The organism is Acinetobacter proteolyticus (assembly GCF_000367945.1).
GTDB lineage: Bacteria > Pseudomonadota > Gammaproteobacteria > Pseudomonadales > Moraxellaceae > Acinetobacter > Acinetobacter proteolyticus.
Genome location: NZ_KB849179.1, coordinates 1909983 through 1928929 on the forward strand (window position 1 = coordinate 1909983; position 18947 = coordinate 1928929).

Consider the following 18947-nt stretch of genomic DNA (forward strand, 5'->3'; position numbering starts at 1 on the left):
AGCCAATGCCAAATATTTTATTTATTATTATCAAAGTATTGAGTAAAAAAACAAAAGAATCATTGTTTAAATTTAAACAATGATTCAAAAAAATGTTTATAAAACTACAGTTTTTAAATTTGCCGACCGCTAGACAAGCTGATTTTGTAGATAGGACTGATACAATTGAAAATAAGCTGCCTGTTGCTGCATTAACTGCTCATGCGAACCTTGCTCTACGACATGACCATTTTCAATTAGAACAATTTTATCAGCCTCACGAATGGTACTCAGCCGATGTGCAATCACAATACAGGTTCTATTTTGGCATAAGCGTCTAAGCGCATATTGTATTTTTTGCTCAGTATAAATATCAATTGCAGAGGTGGCTTCATCTAGAATTAATATTTTAGGGTTTGCCAAATAAGCACGAACTAAACAAACAAGTTGCCTTTGTCCATGACTAAGATTTTTACCAAGCGCCCCAACTTCGGTGAAATAGCCTTGTGGCAGTTGTTGCAATATCTCATCTGCTCCCAAGTCTTCAATAACTTGGATAAGTTTCTGATCTGTAGCATCAGGTTGAACTAGACGTAAGTTATCTAAAATTGTTCCACTAAATAAAACATTATCTTGTAAAACAATACTCACATGCTGTCTTAAACTTGCAAGCTGAATACTTTGTATTGGATAACGATCTAGAAAAATTCCGCCCTGCTGAGGTTCATAAAACCGTGTTAGCAATTGAGCCATGGTACTTTTGCCATGTCCTGTTGGCCCTACAATCGCAATTATTTTTCCAGCTTCAATCTCCAAATTAAAATTTTGTAAAACAGGTTTATGGGTATAAGCAAAATCTACAGACTGAAATCGAATATGACCATTCAACTGTACAAGCTTTACCGCATTCGGTTGTTCTTGAATCGTAGATTGGGTGTCTAAAAGTAGAAATATACGTTGTGCACATGCTGCCCCATTTGCATAACGTTCAAATAGATCGGTAAGTTCCTGTAAGGGTGCTAAGAATAAAAACACATAGAAAATACTTTCTGCAAACTGGCCAATACTAATGATGCCGTCACTATAAGCATAACTACCAATCACAATAAATCCAGCAGTGGCTAGCGTTGAAAGTAAGCCTGTAAAAGGGGCAAACCAACTGGTCCGCTTACTGCCATAAATAATAGAATTATTAAAGTCTTTCAATAATTCTTGATAACGAGATTGATTGGTTGCGGTGTAATTTAACTGCTGAATGATTTTTGTTCCATTTACTGTTTCAACCAAATGAGCAGTAAATCGACTGCGTTCTTCTGCAACTCGTCCCCAATGTTTTTGCGATGATTTCTTAAAAATTGCAGTCATACCAAATAAAATGGGTAGCGTCGCAAATAAGCACCAAAAAAATGGTGGATAGATATGCCAAAGCAGTACTGAAGCTAATCCACAACGCAAAATTGCGGAAAGTAGCTCTGGTGGCCCTTGTATTAAAACAGGCTCTAATGTTTCGACATCACGATCGGCCCGCGAAATAATCCTGCCAGCCTTGGTACGATCAAAATATCCAATATTTAAACTTTGGATATGCTGAAATAAAGAACGTCTTAAACCATTAATCACTTTTAAAGCTGCTCGGCCTGAAAGATATTTTGATACGCTTGCTAAAGCAAAACGACAAATCCAACTCAATGTCAAAATGCTCATCACAATCAATAAAACTGGCTGATGCAATACTACTTTTCCAGCAATTTGTTGAAAGCCCGAATCCAGAATATATTTCACTACCCAAGGTCGGACAAAAATACTCATTACTTGTAAAATTTCTACTGTAATTAAAGCAAGCAGCAAGTAGCGGATGGGATAAACTAAAGGAATAAGTTTTGTTAACATTCCTCTATGAATTGAGGTATTTGCTAAATTTTCTTCGATTTGTAGATCAGCTGATTGTGCGAATGGGCGGAAATTTTTAACACTGGTATTCATGCATCAATCTCCTGCTGCTCTAACTGAAAACCCATCAACTCTCGATAAAACAAACAATCTTGAACCAATTCAGCATGTGTGCCTTGGGCAATAATATGACCCTGATCAAGCACAATAACGCGATCAGATAAAGCAATCGTGGTTTGTTTATTAGAGTTAATAATGATTGTTTTATTCGAAGGGTTGCCACTACCAGAAAGTGCTGATAGCCGCTGTAAAACCTGTTTTTCAGTGGTCGCATCTAAGGCACTGGTTGAGTCATCTAAAGCTAAAATGGGTGAATTCTTTAGAATGGAACGGGCCAAAGCAAGACGTTGTTTTTGTCCTCCCGACAAGGTAACGCCCTTGTCCCCAATCAGCGTGTCTAGTCCATCATCAAGTCGTTGTAATAGTTCTGATGCAGACGCTAAATGTAAAGCATCCCTCATCTCTTGCTCAGTTGCATCTTGCTTAGCAATTCTTAAGTTGTCTGCCAATGTGCCGCTAAAAAAGAAATTTTCCTGAGGAATGATCTGAACCAAATGACGTAATTCAAATAGGCTTAAATCCTTAATATTTGTCCAGCCCGTTTGCTCAGAGCCAATCAAAACTTGCCCTTCTGTTGGATCAATAAACCGATTGAGTAAATTCATCAATGTCGTTTTACCTGAGCCAGTCTTACCTACAACAGTGACGATTTCACCTGCTCGAAATTCAACATGGCAGTGTTTTAAAATACACTTTTGCGTTGTTTCATCCTGAAAACTTACATTTTCTAGTCTAATATTTAACTCATCACGCCATTGCAAAGGCAAAGGACATAGTTGATCTTCAATTGCGGACTTCTGATCTAACATTTGCCAGATTCTTGTTGCAGATGAACGTGCATCAGCAAAAATATGTAAGACCTGACCAATGCTTTCAATACGAAACACCAATAAATTTGCCATAAGAATGGCAGCGACGAATTGCCCCACTTGCAACTGATTTTGTCCAATTAAATAAGCACCAAAAGCGATGACCCATAAATAAGAGCATGCAATAATCACTTGGGGGATAGGTAACCGTTTTGCACTTGTGCTGATGGTCTGAATGGAATGATGAATAAATAGATCTACGGCATGATTAAAGCGCTGTAAAAGTCTCTCTTCAAGTTGAAAAGCTTTGACTACCCGAATTCCATTCACGCTTTCCGCTAAGCTATCACTGACTTTTTCGTAGGTAGATGCAACTTGATGATCCAATACAACCAATTGATTGGTCAGTTTAAATAGAACCAAAAGCCCTAAAAAAATAAATAGTAAAGGAACTACTCCCAGCCAAGGATGGTACCAACACAAGAGTCCGACGGTTACAGTAACCACCAAGCTTGATTCAAACACTTGCCGCCAAAAATTGATCAATGCTTCTTTTAATTTATCTGAATCACGTGTTGTTCGAGATAACACTTCTCCCAGCCCATGCTTCCAGTGCCATGAAACATCTAAATGCTGTACTTGGGAAAAGATTCTTTCTCTTAAAATACTCAGTAATTGCTGACCAATGCTTAAAGCACTTAACCCTGCCAGATACTGAACAACTGCCCTAATGCCAGCAATACTCACAAGTAGAATAAACCAAAACCAAGGGTTTAAAGGATCAGAAAATGCATGCTGAAATAAAGTTTCCCTTTCACTATGTTTTAAGGTATCAATCGCATGACCGATTGAATATTGTTGGATTGCTAACCCTAAATTTGCAATAACAAATAAGGTCGCCGTCAATAAGAAGCGAAATGGCATAAATCGATACAAAGCCAAACTTCGCAATAATGGATAATTTTTAAACATAAAAGATAGAAAAAATTTGAGATTTTGTATTAGTGCGAGATTCATGCCAAATTAGCGACCTGAAAAAATATTTTAAACCTTTGTTTTATATTATTTTTATAGATAACTATTTATAGTGGTGTTGATTTTAAAACACTGGCGCAATGGTTCTGTTGTAATCGCAACAAAATTTGATATATCAACATCATAAAAAACGATATTACAAATAAATAATAAATATCAACAACTTAATAAATGGCATCAATTTTGCTTTAAAGCATAAAAATCACAAAAGGATGTCATGATGACAACAGTTCAAACTCAATCATTAAACACACTTTGGTACACGCGCTGCCCTGTACCAACAGGCCTAGGCATTTCAATTCAAAAAGGTTGGCTCAAAGAAAAGTTTAATGAGCAGCAGATTGAAATAAAATCAATTCGAGAATCAAATTCCAAAGATATTCGCAACTCTCATTTTAACCATACACTTGCCAATTCAGTTCGACACGGTGGCAGTATTCCTGCAATCTGGGCATATGCATCTGGTCAAAAAACTAAAGTGATTGGGTTATCTTGGGCTGATGAAGTTCAATTATTGTTAACACGCTACGATTCAAACATCAAAACTGTTGCAGACCTAAAAGGCAAACGTTTTGGAATTCCATTAAATCAAGATGCAATTATTGATTTCTCGCGTGCACAGGCGATTCGTGGTTTAGAGAATGCCTTAAAGACCGTAGATTTAAAGGTAAGCGATCTTGAATTAGTTGACTGTTTACGAGCAGATATTTTAACAGCACAGCAACAACAGCCAGAAGAAAATGATTCTAGCTTTTATGGTAATCGCAACAAAATCAACGCAAGTGCAGAGATCGTGGCATTAATTAAAGGTGATGTAGATGCCATTTTTCTAAAAGGTGCACATGCTGCGCAGATTGCTCATGATTTCGCCCTGCATACCATTATTGATATTGGCTCACATCCAGACCCTATTCTACGCTCCAATAATGGAACACCAAGAACACTCACTGTTGATGAAGATTTTCTAAAGCAATATCCAGAGCAAGCCCAATCGATTGTTGATGCTGTATTACAAGCAGAACAATGGGCACATGCACACGCCGATGAAACCCATCGTTATCTAGCAAAAGAATGTAACAGTAGTGAACAATGGGTTCATGCGGCATACGGTGCAGATGCACATTTGAAACTGAACACTAACTTTGATGAAATCTCTATTATTGCTTTACAAGACTTGAGTGATTTTCTCTATCGCTGGAACTTTATTCCTGCACAAATTAATGTTCGTGAATGGCTTGCACAGGATATTTCTATTCAAACTCAAGTGGCTTAATACTTTAAAATTAAAAAGGTTGTCATGATGACAACCTTTTTTATTGACTTCATTTTACTTAGAAAATTTAGTCACATTTTCCGCTTGCTTCTTTAGAAGTACTGAGTTGTATTCTCCTGGTGGAATATTATTTAAATAATAATTTCCAACATGATAGAGCCTCCAGCGAATTGGATCATGCGTGGTGTGAGTTCGTGCATTTCGCCAGAAGCGGTCTAGGTTCCATTTCGATAAAGTTGAACTTGCCCCAAGTAATCCAAAAATTTCACTCGAAATTTTTAAAGATGCATGATCAGACTGACTACGGGTAGCAGCAACCGATAAAATCAGTTCAGTTTGTAAATCTTCATCCTCTACATTTGCCAAATGCTGTTCAAAAATCTGTGCTGAACGATCCAATAATGCCTCAGCTGAACGCACTAAAACAGCAAATTCACCAATCTGTTTGATGATATGAGGTTCATGCGTAGGCGAGTCGACGCCACTTTCTACCCAAGGTCGAGCATGATGTTGTAAATAATCAATCCCGCCTTGTAGGGCTCCTTTGGCAATTCCTGTGTCCATTGCAGCGTGTAAAATCTGAGGCCAAGTGAGTCCCGTACGTAAAACAGTGCCTAACCCCCCCGTATTTCGCTTAGCAACATAACGTTCATCAACAATCACATCTTTAAAATTAACAGTGCCACTGACACTATTATTTTGTCCCATCGCATCCCAGTCATCAAGCAACTCCACTCCCTGCGTATCACGATGAATTAAAATCGACACAGGTCCATCATCACTACCAGCGAATAAGGAAATCCATTCTGCGAGTAAAGAGCCGGTAGAATAGAATTTACTGCCATTTAAAATTAATTGCCCTTTTGAATTTCGCTCTACACGCGTCTTATGCTGAAATTTATCTTTACCACCCACTTCTGCAAGTGCATTACCCAAACGCTTTCCGCTTAAGATATCACCCAGTAACTGATCACGAATTTCATCATCATAGCCCGTTAAAACACCTCGGAACATGGTGAAGTGAATCTGTAATAACTGCCCGACACCACCATCTGCGGATGAAATAATTTTCACCACATTGACCAAGGTTGAAATACTGGCGCCTAAGCCCCCAAATTGCTTGGGTACAATAATTGCAGTTAAACCAGCTTCTGAAATTAAACGCGCCTGATCATAAGGTACGGTCTTGTTATAACTTGGGTCTCGAGCAAATTGATTCAGTTGATCCGCCACCTCTTTTGCAATATCAAGTGCTTCTTGCTCACTTTGAATATGCCTGATACTACCTAATTCTAAAAAATTACGTTGGTTAATGTCGTTCATTGTTAACTCCGGAAATTTGTTCTTTTTTATGCGCAAACTTCAAGTACCTTGTTTTTAAACAAGCTTGGCGCATGGATAAGCAAAGTTTTGGTATAGGTATGTTGAGGATGACTCAGCACTTGATCTGTTTCACCATATTCAACAATATGTCCATTTTTTAATACGGCGACTCGATCTGCGATTGCACGAACAACCCCTAGGTTATGGGTCACAAATAGTAAGGTCACACCTTGCTGTTGGAGGTCTTGTAGCAGTTTTAAGATGGAAGCCTGAACTGAAACATCCAAAGCAGAGGTAATCTCATCACAAATCAAAACATCAGGTTGGCACAGCAAAGCTCGCGCGATCGCCACTCGTTGTCGCTCCCCACCCGATAAATCTCTTGGATAGAGTTCCTGAACTTGAATAGGCAGAGAGACTTGTTTAAGTACCTGCGTGACTTTTTCTATGGCTTCTTGTCGAGATGCTCCAAAGAAATGCTGTACAACTTTAATTAATGTTTGACCAATCGTATGCGCTGGATTCAAGGCTTTATAAGGGTTTTGAAAGATATATTGCAGTTTATGTCGCTGCTGCAAATGGCGCTGTTGCCCACGTAACGACAAGACTTCATCCGCTAATGTAATTTGTCCATCTGCATTTTCATTGAGGCCAGCAATCACACGTGATAAAGTCGTCTTACCCGAACCTGATTCACCAACTAATGCTAAACATTCGCCTTTTTTGAGTTGAAATGAGATATCGAAAAGAGCCGGTTGCTGCCCATACCATGCATGAATATGTTCAACTTTTAGCAGTGCTTCTCGATCGGTTTCTCGTTCAATAACCTGATGATCAATCTCTTTAAAATTAATCACACCAACATGATCCGAATGGTGACAAGCAACAAAATGCGGGTCAAACTCATCTTTTAATTGCGTTAATTCAGGTTGTTTTTGACGACATATATCTGTAGCGAAAGTACAACGTGCCGCAAAAGCACATCCCTCTGGACGCTCATTGGGCGAAGGAGCATGTCCTTCAATTGGAGATAAATATTTACGAATGGCCACATCGGGAATGGCGTTCAGTAAACCTTGCGTATAAGGGTGCTTAGGCGTTTCAAATAGTTGGGTTAATACCGCATCTTCAGCAATTCGACCTGAATACAGAACAATCACCCGATCTGCAATATCTTTTACCACCGTTAAGTCATGCGATACATAGATAGCAGCAACGTTATATTCCCGACATAATTTACGAATGATATTCAACACCAATGTCTGTGTCGTCACATCTAACGCGGTGGTTGGCTCATCCAAAACGATCAAACGTGGCTGTAGCAAGAATGCCAAGGCCAATAAAATTCGTTGTTGTTGCCCACCCGAAAGCTGATGAGGATAACGCTTTAGAAATAGCTGATCATGCGGCAATCCCACTTCATTTAAAATTTTGGCAACCTTTTGGTATTTTTCAATGCTCGATAACTGTGCCTGATGGACATCTAATAATTCAAATAAATGTTGTCCAATACTTAATGCTGGGTTGAGTGCCGTTCCAGGATCTTGGGCGACATGACTCATTTTATAACCACGAACCTGACGCAAAGCATGATCATCTAAACTGAGAATATCTTCATCATCCAGTTCAATTGTGCCTTGAATAATCTTGGCACCATGTCGTGCATAGCCCAATAAGGCACTCGATAATGTGGTTTTACCAGAACCACTTTCTCCGACCAGCCCTAGAACCTCACCTTCTCTCAAGCTAAATGAAATATTAGAAACGATGTGATTGCCAGTGTTGACCAATGCCACGGTTAAGTCTTTTACCGTTAATACGGTATTTTTAAATTGATCTGCCATGCTTATTTTTCCTCAATCCGAGCAGCTGCACGTCCAACACCCTCAGCCAATACATTGGTTCCGAGCGCAAACAAAGCAATTAAGATGACAGGAGCAAATACCGCCCACGGCTGCACCAATAAACCAGCGCGATTTTCATTAATCATGAGTCCCCAATCTGCTGCTGGAGGTGCCACACCATAACCAAGAAAAGCCAAACCAGATAACATACCCACAGCCCATGTCAACATCACACCCAAATGGATGAGTAAAGGCGTCAACATGTTGGGTAAAATTTCACGAAATAAAATATAGGTTTTTGAGTACCCAAGCATTCTGGCTGCTTCGATATATTCTTGTTCCACCAGATTAAGTGCAACACTTCGCGCAAGACGCACGACCCCAGGAATAAAAGCAATTGAAACCGTTAAAACAATGAGCCAAGGCTCCCGACCTAACATTGAAACGATAAGCAAGACCAATATAAGATCCGGAAAGGCCATAAAAACATCTGTAAGCCAAGTCACGAACTGATCAATCTTATTTCGGGCAAAAGCAGCGAATATGCCTAAACTAGAACCAATAATTAATGCAACCAAACTGGCAGCCAGTGTCATCCAGATAATAGAAGCCCCACCAGCAAGAACACGTGACCACACATCATGACCAATATAATCATATCCAAGAAACGATTTTCCTTCAGGCGGACCATATGTCATGCCGATCAAAGCAGTGGGCTCAAAGGGAACCAAGAGCGGTCCAACCAGTGCAAAAATCAACACTAACGTAGTGACTACAAATCCAAAACGTACTTGTCTTTCACGAATTAAGGTTTGAAAAAAATTTCTTTGGTACCAATGAAGTGAGCTCATTTCCCACCTCCTTGCTGAATGTTCTTTAACGCATTACGGCGGTCAACAGGTTTTACCGTAATTGGTCGACCCGACTTCCATAAACGTAATGCCTGACGACGGCCTGGCGAACGAGCTTTATGTCTTTTGGCTGTTCGTATTTTTGGTGTGAGTAAAGTCGTGATTAAATCTGCAATTAAATTAACGGCTACCACACAAATGGTCAGCAATAAAACAATTGCTTGAATGGTCGGGATATCTCTTAATTCAATTGCGGCATTGAGTGCATTACCAATACCGGGATAACTGAAAACCACTTCAATAATGAGAGCTCCACTCAGCAGAACCCGTATCGTTAATGCTGTTCCCTGCACTACTGGCACCAATGCATTGGGTAAAACATGTTTCCATATGATCCGTCGCTCAGGAATACCACGTAATCGTGCAGAGGTCACATAGTCTGACTCAAGTGCATCAATCATGGAACCACGAACCAAACGCATCAGATATGGAATAAGCGATAAGGCCAAAGTTAAAATCGGTAAAACTAAAAACTCGATTTGGCTAAAAGCTGACTGCTCTGGAATCAACAAGGATGCAGCTGGCAATATGTGCAGGATTGAAGTTGAGAAAAACATCATTAACCAAATCGCAATCACAAATCCTGGAACAGCCTTGAATAGAATAGAGCTAGAAACAATAATACGATCGAGTTTGCTATCTCGACGGAGTGACAGCCACACACCCAGTACCACTGAAAGTGGGACAGTAATGACAATCACCAAGATCGTTAATGCAACGGTGTTAGCAAAATAATTCTGAACAATCTGCACCACAGGTACATTTGAATCAATCGAACGGCCAAAATTACCTTGCAATAATTGACTCAACCAATGCCAGTATTGCATCAATATTGGATCGTTCAGGCCCAATTGTTCACGAAGTATTTGAACCGTCGCTTCCGGTGCTTCTGGGCCCAAAATGACGCGAGCCGGATCAGATGGGAGTGCTTGTGTGGCAATAAATACAATGAGACTAATCACAAATACAACCAATACACCGGACAACAACCGTGTGAAAAACCAAGGTAACCATGCTGGTATTTCAAATGATCTCGTCATGGTTTGATGTGAAATGGCTGTCTCTATATTGCTGGATTGCGTTGTCATAGCGGTCATCCCCTACGCCAAAATTCATCTGTACGCCACGCAGCAAAGCCTGTGCGATCAGGTGTTACACCACCAATTTGGCCAGAATGTGCATCGAGTACATGATTAAAACCCCAAATGAGCAAACCACCTTGCTCATGTTGAATGTGCTGTGCTTCATGAATGAGAACTTTGCGTTTTTCCAAATCAGGCTGTTGTAATGCGGTATGAACCAATTCAGTAAAACGTTCATTGTTAAATCGAGTTTTATTATTTGCCGCACCCGGCCCATCAATTTGCAAGACGGTTAATAGAAAAGGTCGTGAAACGTTTGAACCTGTACTAAATGCCCAATCCTGTTTTACAGCATCCGCAAAGGTGGCAGCTTCAACCTGTTTAACATTAACGATAACACCAGCCTGAGCCGCATGCTGAGCAAAAACCAATGCAGCATTGCTATCTGGACCTGTATATAAATCAACTGCCAAGCTATTGCTAAAACCAGCTTCTTTCAACAATGCCTTCGCTTTATTTAAATCTTGCTTGCGCTGAGCAATACTGTGGTCATATACAGGATCGCTAAACGAATAAAGGTCATTTGCAACTCGTCCTTGCCCAGCTAAAGCACGTTTGACCAAATCGTCTCTATTGGCAATCAATCTAAAAGCTTGTCGTACTCGAGGATCATTGAACGGCGCTTTAGACGTGTTCATATCAAATGATTGCCAAGCATCGGTTTCTGATGAAACGAGATTCAGTCGTTTATTGGCTTGAATTAAAGCAATATGCTCAGCACTTACACCTGAAGCAATGTCAATTTGACCAGATTGCAAAGCAGCAAGACGCCCTGTCTGATCTTTAAAATCAATGATTTCGATTGCATCAGCATAAGGCCTATTTTCTTTCCAGTAATTTTCAAAACGGACAAAGCGTGAACGCTGGCCCGGTGTAAAACTGTCAAGCTTAAAGGGACCTGCACCTACGACATTTTTAACTGGGTCATAATCTGTAGGAACAATGCCACCCCAACTCATCCATGCCTCAGGTAAAGCAACCAACCCTTTTCCTTGAGCAAAAGGGATCTCAACGGTGTATTCATCGCGCTTTTTAATTGCATCTCTTTGCAATGAATAAAGATAGGCTGCAAATGGGGAAGCAAGTTTAGGGTCAGTCAAACGGCGTAAGGAGAAAATAACATCATCAGCAGTAATCGTTTTACCATGATGGAATTCGAGTCCCTTTTTTAAGCGAATGGTCCATTTCGTCCCATCATTATTCGGCTCCGCAAATTCAGCAAGTGCGAGTTTGGGCTGGATATCTCTACCCCATTCCCATAATTTTGCATATAAAGGCCAGCCTCTAAATGCACTGGACATACCGATGGGTTTATGCGCGTCTAAATTACCAGCTTGATTGCCATTGATCACCCCAATTTTGATCACACCACCTTTTTTGGGCGTATCATTTTCAGCTGTACTCGCATGAGTATTCTCGGAAGATGCAGAGTCAGTTTTAGAACATCCTATCAGGCTAATTGCAGCAACAGCGCCAACCCCCAATCCAGTTTGTTTAATGAGTTCTCGACGTGTAATTTTGTTCATGTTTTCTCCCTTAAACGATAACTTCTTGATTCAAGAGAGAATCAATGGATGAGTTTTTATTGAGCTTAGGCAATTCAAAACCATGATCGAGCTCTAATAACGGGAACAATAAATCAGCTACACGATAGGCTTCTGCAATTAAAGGGAAACCAGATAAGATAAAGGCAGATACACCATAGCTTTCATATTCTTTAATCCGTTCAGCAATATTTTCAGCACTGCCGACCAAGGCAGTACCTGCTGCTGGGTTTAAAATATCAAAACCAAATAAAGATGGCCCAGTCCAAACATTAGGATAAATTTCAAAGTCTTTTGCACGAGGTAATACCCCATGTCGTAACAAAGTGAGATTCCTTTGAACGATCGGATTTGGGCTTTGATAACGCTCAAAAGTTTCATCGGGAGGAAGCTGCCGTTTAACAGCTTCGATTGCATAATTTAAATCAATCTTGTCGAGTAATGACTGAGCATACTGCCAAGCCTCTTCTTCTGTTTCTCGAACAATAATTTGCAATCGAGTACCAAACTCTAAAGTACGCCCAATTTTTGCCGCTTCAGCGGCAACTTTGCTAAACTTTTCTCCCAGCAACGGTGGCGTATTCGTAAAACTTAAATACACATCGAGTAATTCAACAGAATGCTGAACGCCTTTGGCAGAAGTTCCAGCTCCCCATAAAGGAACACCCTGCTTTTGAGTTGGACCACGCCATTTGGACATAGGAGATCCACTTTCTAGACGTGGAGCAATTTGAATAAACTCCCCCTCAAATCCAGATCGATCACCTAAATAGTTTTGCTGAAATGCTGTCCAGTATTCTTTGCTAAAGTCATAACGCTCATCATGCGTATAGTGAATACCTAAAGCTGCCAAACCCTGATCATTTCCATTAACGACATTAAATAACAAACGCCCTTTAGAAAATGCATCAAACGTTTGCGCATATTTGGCCAATACTGCTGGCTGGACTTCTCCAGGATGTTGGGCAACCAGAAACTTTAAACGTTCAGTAAATGGAATTAAACTTGCAGCAACAGCAAGTGTTTCATACTCGCTGGTGCCCATAAGTGAACCGTAAAAACCAAGTCGATCCGCAGTAATCGCAATCTGTTGCAAGTGTTCATAATCGGTATCCCACCGCCCAGATTCCAACCAAGGATATGGCCCATCAGGAGAAGTGAGATACCATAAAAGTTTTACAGCCATAGTATTCTCTATATTTATATTTGAATCAGATTTCTAATGAAGTGGAAGTAATCCAAGCGACTTGGCTTTATCGGTTAAACCACTCATTCGCCACTGCTGCTGTAAAACACCCTGTCCGTATTCACGGCTTCCCCCAGCTAATTCAGCTAGTAGCTGAATCTGTGCACCTTCCTCAAGTAACAAGATAAATTCAGCTGTTTCTTGTAATCCCTGACGTCCCCATACGGTTGCACCACCGTTGGCTTCTAAAATTGCTCGATGTTCGATATCAACTTTGAGTTGATCTAAAATGAAATCGACTTCTGCCTGACGGCGATCAATATAAATTGGGAGTTCTTTAAATAAATGAAAGCGCTGAACAGGCACATAACGAATCGGTAAGGTACGATGGGTTTGCGCCCAAGCCCCTAAATTCGGCGCGTGTACATGAGATATTGTGGTGACATCTGCATGCTCGCGAAAAAGTTTGTTATAACGCCCACCTGCATTTTTTCTTCCCAATAAAACTTCACCATCAATGGTCTCCACAAGTACTTTGCTTTTTTTATCTTTAGACCAAGGTCCTGCATAGTTAAAAGTGACTAAGGTATTATCAGGTCCACGTTCAACAAAATTAACCGTTCCATTTGCCGTGATTGTTCTTGTTTCACGGAATACTTCAAAAGCAAATTCAGCTTTTTCACGATTCAATTCGATAAAGTCATTGAGTTCAGGAGAAAGTGGCGTTTGAATAAGTGTTGTCATGATCAATATCCTATTAAAATTGCTTATTTTGGCGGCGCTTTAAAACTTCGAGCAAAGGACGGTGGTCGACCCAAGTGTTAATATCGACATCACGCTCCAGAAAACCATGTAACCAAAGGAAATCTTTTTGTTGTCTTAACAGCTCTAAACGCTCTTCACTTAATGATGGATGTAAAGACTTATGAAAATTATTACGGTAGGCTGTCGCGACACTCTCTGCCCCTGCAATCGTTTCATCTTCAAGAATAACCAGCACTTCATCTAAATGATCTTGAGCCCAATCTGCGGTATCAAACAGCTCTTCCAGAAAATCAACGACGACATCAAAGTGATCTTTTAACAAATCTTCATGTACGGTAATTGGACGAGGCGTACCATTGTTTACACGGGAGGTCACATCTTCAAATTGATCCAAATCAATCCCAACTTTTAAACCACGTTTTGTCGCAGCTTCAACAGCGGACGCTCCTTTTACATAAACAGCATCAACTTCACCAGTGATTAACGCATCTAATCCAGACCAGTAGGTACTAGCATCCCGTTGTTGTGTATTCGATTCCGCTCGTTCAGGGACTTCAATAAAATCGACATCACGGAAGGTTAAATTTGCAAGTTGCAAAGCACCGCGAATCCCTTGTAAAGACATCGCTCTAAAAATACTGCCCGCCCGTTTGTCTGCATATTCAGGTAAAGCAACTTTTACATTCTTTAAATGCTCTGGCTTGCTGATTTCAGAATCAGGGCGAACAATAATTACCTGCCATTCATCAATCCATGTCAAACCAATGAGTCGACTTGGAGCACCTTCAGAACGAGCAGCTAATGCTGGAACATTTCCACCTTCTCGAAATAATGCGGGTAGTTGATGATCAAAATGATGAACAGATAGACCTTTACGGGCATCTTGTAGAACCGCAACATCGATACCATGCTGTTCAAATTTTTCAATCAGTGTCCCACGTTTTAGTGAGATACCTGTTGCTGTTGGGACTGGACATCGGGTGACCCAGATTTCAGATAATGTGCTTTTTACAAATTCTTTAGAATTTTCTTTTTTATCGATAACAAGTGACATAGGTATTCCTTAGGATATTTCCAATTTCATATCACTTGTATTGAGCAGCTTTTGTGCCAACATTAATTATTTATAATTTTCAATATTTTAGCAAAAAATTGTAGTCAAGTTATTGTTTATATTTCATCATTTTTTTAAATCAGTGTTGTTTTAACAACATCTTATGGATAAAAGCTATTTAATTATAAAGTCACATCTTGAGGTGGATAATACATAACTCACGGGAGGTTCTTATTTTAGAAAAAATGACAAAGATTAGTCCAACAGTGGTTCAAGATACTTAACTAATAAATTGATGAATAGCCCTCTCTTTTGGAGATGCCTTTTGCATTCCACATCAGTTATTGCCATTTTTTCTCCCCCGCCTTTTTCGAATTTTTTAGATCAAATCATATCCGATCATATCGGACAAACAGGCAAATAAAAAAGCCTTTAAGTATTGAACTTAAAGGCTTTTTTCTATCGGATCAAACAATCCCGAATAATATTTTGGTGGAGATGGCGTCAGTTGAACTTAACCAATAACCTACTGTTTTATTTTATTTTTATTCTTATAAGAGTTGCAATTCCCTCATTTTGATCCACAAAACTAAAGAATTATTGGCATAGGTCTTAACTTAAGTTACTAAAAAATACATTAGATGGTTATATTGACAATATCACAACTGATTGAAATTCAAACAAACCATTAAAGGAATGATAATTAGTTGTACAAATAAGTTTTAGATGTTAGCTTGTTTATCTGGGAATTATACAGCTGAATAACTCCTTACAGAAATTCGATGTTGCCCCCGAATCGAAAACCAAATTGATAAAATATAAAATAACGAAAACTCTTACTAAATAAACTACAATAGGCTTTCCTATTGCAACCATTTAATTTTTAAAATAATTCAATGATAAGAAGCTACCATATAAATTTATCCGCTATCAAAATCAAGTAAATCTTTTATAAAGCCCTCTGTTCAATTCTTTGTTTTTATGCAAAAATTACAAAAACATACAATTCATTACATCATGAATAAAAACCGACATCTTTATACACAAAAAGTTCTCTTCGCAATTGCAACTATTTTGGTAACACAACGAGCCTGTGCTGATAATTTATTTACACTCTTCCAGAAAGCAAAACTCTATTCTCCTCATTTACCTCTAGCAGAAGCGCAAAAGGAAATAGCCAAGCAAAAATTAAATCAGGCGCGAGCAAGTAAAGAAGCTAAGATTAATTTCAGCGCTCAAGAAAAAATGGGCCAAAATAAACGCCCAGGGCAAAATGAAATAGATTACCGTGTACGTAATTATGCAATACAGTTTTCAATTCCTGTTTACAATAAAATTCAAGATGAAACGATTTCAACAGCCAAAATTGGGGAAGAAATTTCTTTAGAACAATTCCAAGTGAGCTATAACGAGTTACTGCAAAATATTGTAGATCAGTATTTTAAAATACTCAGCCTAAAATCCAAACTTGAACTGATACAGCAACAAAAAGTTTTGGTTCTAGAACAAAAGCAAATGGCAATTGCAAACTTTAATCAAGGTATGGTGTCCATTACCGATCTAAAGGAAGCAGAAGCCAAGTTTTCAACCTTACAAAGTCAAGAGCAAAGTATCAATTTCGAGATCTATAAAGAATTAAGTATTCTGGCTGAATTTATAGGTACAGATGACGTTACTTTTACCAAAAATAAGATACCCGTTGAAACACTGCCACCGTTATCCTATGGGGATCAATCCTTATATAACCAATTTTTGCTGACAAACAATCATCAAATTCGAATCTCTGAGCTAAACTTAAAAGTATCTCAAAATGAAATAAAACAATCCAAAGCTGAAAAATATCCTGTAATTAATTTTTCCGCAAAAATGAGTCGAAATTTTGACTCTCAAGATTCCGCATTTACCAATAAACAGAATGGCTTAGATTATTTATATGGTCTTGAATTAAACATTCCGATGTATAATTCCGAAAACTACTTCAAAATTAAAGAGCAAAAAGCGTCATTAGAAAAAAATAAGAATGAACTATTGTTAACGACTCAAAAGCAGAAAGCCCAAATGCTGGATAACTTTTACAGCTCGCTAGCTGCTATTGCAAAAACCAAAGGCATGCAAGATGCTGAATCTTCATCTCAAAAAGCGTGGATAGCCAACAAACGGGCATATGAGGTTGGCATGCGTGTTAATGCTGAGGTTTTAGAAGCACAAGCCAAATATTTTGAAGCAAGACAAGAACGCGTATCTGCATGGTATGAAGCATGGCAAAACTATCTCAAGTTAAAAATAACGACAGGCACATTGATAGAACAAGAAATTTTTGATCTTGATCAAATTTTTCATTCCCCCCTTACCCTACAGAATTAAGTTATAACCATGCTCAATAATAAAATGAATGACTTACCTAATTCTATTCAGATTTGGATACTTAACTTAAAGCGCTTAAACGTCAATGTATTAGATATATGCTTTGAAAATTTAATCGATCTAGGTACGCAAGCGTTTCAGGATCAGAAGCTACAGGAGTTATGGGCATCGCTCAAACTGCAATTAACAGCAGAACAACCAGTTGTTATTCAAAAAAATGAGTCAACTTACATCATTGGCTATTTATTAACATATTCCAATACATCGTCTATTATTGGCTTATCAATAGCTCCTCCTATTAATGAAGTCACTCTGGAACTAATACGTACCAGTATGGGCTGGTTATTCTACGAACAGCAAAGCCAAAAACTACAGCACGCTTTTCAAGCAGAACAGTTACTTGAGATTTTTGCTCATGTCGTGAATCAAGATCAATTCCGGGTTGCCGCACAAGAATGGATTAACCAAACAACAAGTTATATTCGGCATCGGTTTCCCCAGCATACGAACATTCAATTAAATTATTTAATGGTTGAAGGTACGCATAAAGTCAAATGGATCGTCTCGTCTGAGCTGTCTTGGACAGAAAAAGGCGCTGCTGATATGCAAAGATTAAATGAAATTGCGCTGCAAACCTTATTTTTACAACATGAATTACATGAGCATAGTTGGTTTGGTTATCCCATTTTTAACCAAGGAAAGATCCAAGCAATACTCGTGGCAAAGGACCGCGCGTTTGAACACCAAAATACTCAAGCAGAGTTAAGTTTATATTTAAAAAGTAACAGTGATTTAATTCAGCCCCTGCTTCAACATTGGTATCAATCAGAACAGAGTTTAATTGGCCATAGCCTACAATCTAGTCGTAATTTATTCAAAAAATACAGTTCAGATGGCCACTATACTTGGAAAATTCTCAGCAGTCTTCTCATCTTATTTTTACTCTGCATCACCTTAATTCCTGTCGACAAACTCGTCACTGCCAACCTAAATGTTGAAGGTAAAACTCGCTGGATTATTCCTGCACCAACGCAAGGTTTTATACAAAAGGTATTTGTTCGTCCTGGAGATAAAGTCCAAAAAGACCAAGCCTTAATTCAACTCGATAATACCGATTTAAAAATTCAACTGGCTGAACAACAAAGCCTATTGGATCAAGCGCAGCATCAATTTCGCGTCGCAATGGCAGATCAAAATTTAACAGATAGTGGTTTAGCCGCAAATCAAATTAAACAGCAAGAAACCAAAATCCAAACACTACAAAGAAAGATCAATCAAACCCGAGTATCCGCCCCAATAACAGGAACAGTTATTGATGGAGACTGGATTCAACAAATTGGAACCCCTATTGAAGATGGTAAGGAACTCTTCCAAATTGCATCACAAGATGCCTATAAAGTGATCTTACATGTGGCAGATAAAGACATTCACTTGATTGAAAAAGATCAAAAGGGAAATTTAAAGCTGACAGGTTTGCCAGATCAGACTTTCCCTATTCGTATTACCCGTATTACACCAGTCGCTTCTGTCCAAAGTAATGTGAATGGCTTTAAAGTTGAGGCTGCTTGGTTAGATTCTCCTCCTGCTCTGACCCCAGGTATGCAAGGTGTTGGAAAAATTACGGTTGGTAAAACCAACCTACTGCTTCGCTGGTCACGAGATTTCATTAACTGGATGAAATTAAAAATCTGGGCGAACTGGTAAAGCG

General features: G+C 39.0%; 13 protein-coding genes. 3 read left to right on the top strand and 10 right to left on the bottom strand.

The window, feature by feature from the left end; all coding sequences use genetic code 11:
* Positions 1-129 precede the first annotated feature (129 nt).
* Both F993_RS07950 and F993_RS07945 read right to left on the bottom strand, forming a co-directional pair.
* On the bottom strand, positions 130-1962 hold the full coding sequence (locus tag F993_RS07950; RefSeq protein ID WP_004655049.1) for an ABC transporter ATP-binding protein: 1833 nt from the start codon (positions 1960-1962) through the stop codon (positions 130-132).
* Positions 1959-3770: an ABC transporter ATP-binding protein gene (locus F993_RS07945; RefSeq protein ID WP_085942740.1), complete on the bottom strand. Its 1812-nt coding sequence runs from the start codon at positions 3768-3770 to the stop codon at positions 1959-1961. The genes F993_RS07950 and F993_RS07945 overlap by 4 nt, the downstream gene beginning before the upstream one ends.
* 283 nt (positions 3771-4053) lie before the next feature.
* Between F993_RS07945 and F993_RS07940 the strand changes: the two genes are divergently transcribed.
* Positions 4054-5106 (top strand): ABC transporter substrate-binding protein, encoded by a 1053-nt coding sequence (locus tag F993_RS07940; protein WP_004655052.1) that lies wholly within the window; start codon positions 4054-4056, stop codon positions 5104-5106.
* A gap of 54 nt (positions 5107-5160) precedes the next feature.
* Here F993_RS07940 and F993_RS07935 read toward each other — a convergent pair whose 3' ends face one another.
* The 8 genes from F993_RS07935 to F993_RS07900 are packed head-to-tail and all read right to left on the bottom strand — an operon-like array spanning position 5161 to position 14875.
* A complete protein-coding gene (locus tag F993_RS07935) occupies positions 5161-6429 on the bottom strand; it encodes an acyl-CoA dehydrogenase family protein (protein WP_004655054.1) in 1269 nt (422 codons plus the stop codon).
* A 26-nt stretch (positions 6430-6455) separates the two neighbouring features.
* Positions 6456-8273 (bottom strand): ABC transporter ATP-binding protein, encoded by a 1818-nt coding sequence (locus F993_RS07930; protein ID WP_004655055.1) that lies wholly within the window; start codon positions 8271-8273, stop codon positions 6456-6458.
* Between the two features lie 2 nt (positions 8274-8275).
* Positions 8276-9124, bottom strand: coding sequence for an ABC transporter permease (locus F993_RS07925; protein ID WP_004655057.1), 849 nt, complete (start codon positions 9122-9124; stop codon positions 8276-8278).
* A complete protein-coding gene (locus tag F993_RS07920; RefSeq protein ID WP_004655060.1) occupies positions 9121-10272 on the bottom strand; it encodes an ABC transporter permease in 1152 nt (383 codons plus the stop codon). The genes F993_RS07925 and F993_RS07920 overlap by 4 nt, the downstream gene beginning before the upstream one ends.
* 5 nt (positions 10273-10277) lie before the next feature.
* Positions 10278-11852: an ABC transporter substrate-binding protein gene (locus F993_RS07915; RefSeq protein ID WP_004655062.1), complete on the bottom strand. Its 1575-nt coding sequence runs from the start codon at positions 11850-11852 to the stop codon at positions 10278-10280.
* Positions 11853-11862: 10 nt separating this feature from the next.
* Positions 11863-13056 carry an LLM class flavin-dependent oxidoreductase gene (locus F993_RS07910; protein WP_004655064.1) on the bottom strand — a complete coding sequence of 398 codons (1194 nt, stop codon included), beginning with the start codon at positions 13054-13056 and terminating at the stop codon, positions 11863-11865.
* A gap of 33 nt (positions 13057-13089) precedes the next feature.
* Entirely contained in the window at positions 13090-13800 is a 711-nt protein-coding gene (locus tag F993_RS07905; protein WP_004655066.1) for a class II aldolase/adducin family protein, read from the bottom strand.
* 13 nt (positions 13801-13813) lie between these two features.
* Positions 13814-14875, bottom strand: a complete 1062-nt coding sequence (locus F993_RS07900) for an ABC transporter substrate-binding protein (RefSeq protein ID WP_004655068.1) — start codon at positions 14873-14875, stop codon at positions 13814-13816.
* Between the two features lie 981 nt (positions 14876-15856).
* Between F993_RS07900 and F993_RS07895 the strand changes: the two genes are divergently transcribed.
* Both F993_RS07895 and F993_RS07890 read left to right on the top strand, forming a co-directional pair.
* Entirely contained in the window at positions 15857-17239 is a 1383-nt protein-coding gene (locus F993_RS07895; protein ID WP_004655070.1) for a TolC family protein, read from the top strand.
* 9 nt (positions 17240-17248) lie between these two features.
* Complete coding sequence (locus tag F993_RS07890; RefSeq protein WP_004655073.1) at positions 17249-18943, top strand: efflux RND transporter periplasmic adaptor subunit; 1695 nt, start codon at positions 17249-17251, stop codon at positions 18941-18943.
* The last annotated feature ends 4 nt before the right edge of the window (positions 18944-18947 follow it).

Bases quoted from the DNA above. Each gene is read 5' to 3' on its own strand.
- F993_RS07950 (WP_004655049.1), bottom strand. From the start codon at position 1,962: ATGAATACCAGTGTTAAAAATTTCCGCCCATTCGCACAATCAGCTGAT.
- F993_RS07945 (WP_085942740.1), bottom strand. From the start codon at position 3,770: ATGTTTAAAAATTATCCATTATTGCGAAGTTTGGCTTTGTATCGATTT.
- F993_RS07940 (WP_004655052.1), top strand. From the start codon at position 4,054: ATGACAACAGTTCAAACTCAATCATTAAACACACTTTGGTACACGCGC.
- F993_RS07935 (WP_004655054.1), bottom strand. From the start codon at position 6,429: ATGAACGACATTAACCAACGTAATTTTTTAGAATTAGGTAGTATCAGG.
- F993_RS07930 (WP_004655055.1), bottom strand. From the start codon at position 8,273: ATGGCAGATCAATTTAAAAATACCGTATTAACGGTAAAAGACTTAACC.
- F993_RS07925 (WP_004655057.1), bottom strand. From the start codon at position 9,124: ATGAGCTCACTTCATTGGTACCAAAGAAATTTTTTTCAAACCTTAATT.
- F993_RS07920 (WP_004655060.1), bottom strand. From the start codon at position 10,272: ATGACAACGCAATCCAGCAATATAGAGACAGCCATTTCACATCAAACC.
- F993_RS07915 (WP_004655062.1), bottom strand. From the start codon at position 11,852: ATGAACAAAATTACACGTCGAGAACTCATTAAACAAACTGGATTGGGG.
- F993_RS07910 (WP_004655064.1), bottom strand. From the start codon at position 13,056: ATGGCTGTAAAACTTTTATGGTATCTCACTTCTCCTGATGGGCCATAT.
- F993_RS07905 (WP_004655066.1), bottom strand. From the start codon at position 13,800: ATGACAACACTTATTCAAACGCCACTTTCTCCTGAACTCAATGACTTT.
- F993_RS07900 (WP_004655068.1), bottom strand. From the start codon at position 14,875: ATGTCACTTGTTATCGATAAAAAAGAAAATTCTAAAGAATTTGTAAAA.
- F993_RS07895 (WP_004655070.1), top strand. From the start codon at position 15,857: ATGCAAAAATTACAAAAACATACAATTCATTACATCATGAATAAAAAC.
- F993_RS07890 (WP_004655073.1), top strand. From the start codon at position 17,249: ATGCTCAATAATAAAATGAATGACTTACCTAATTCTATTCAGATTTGG.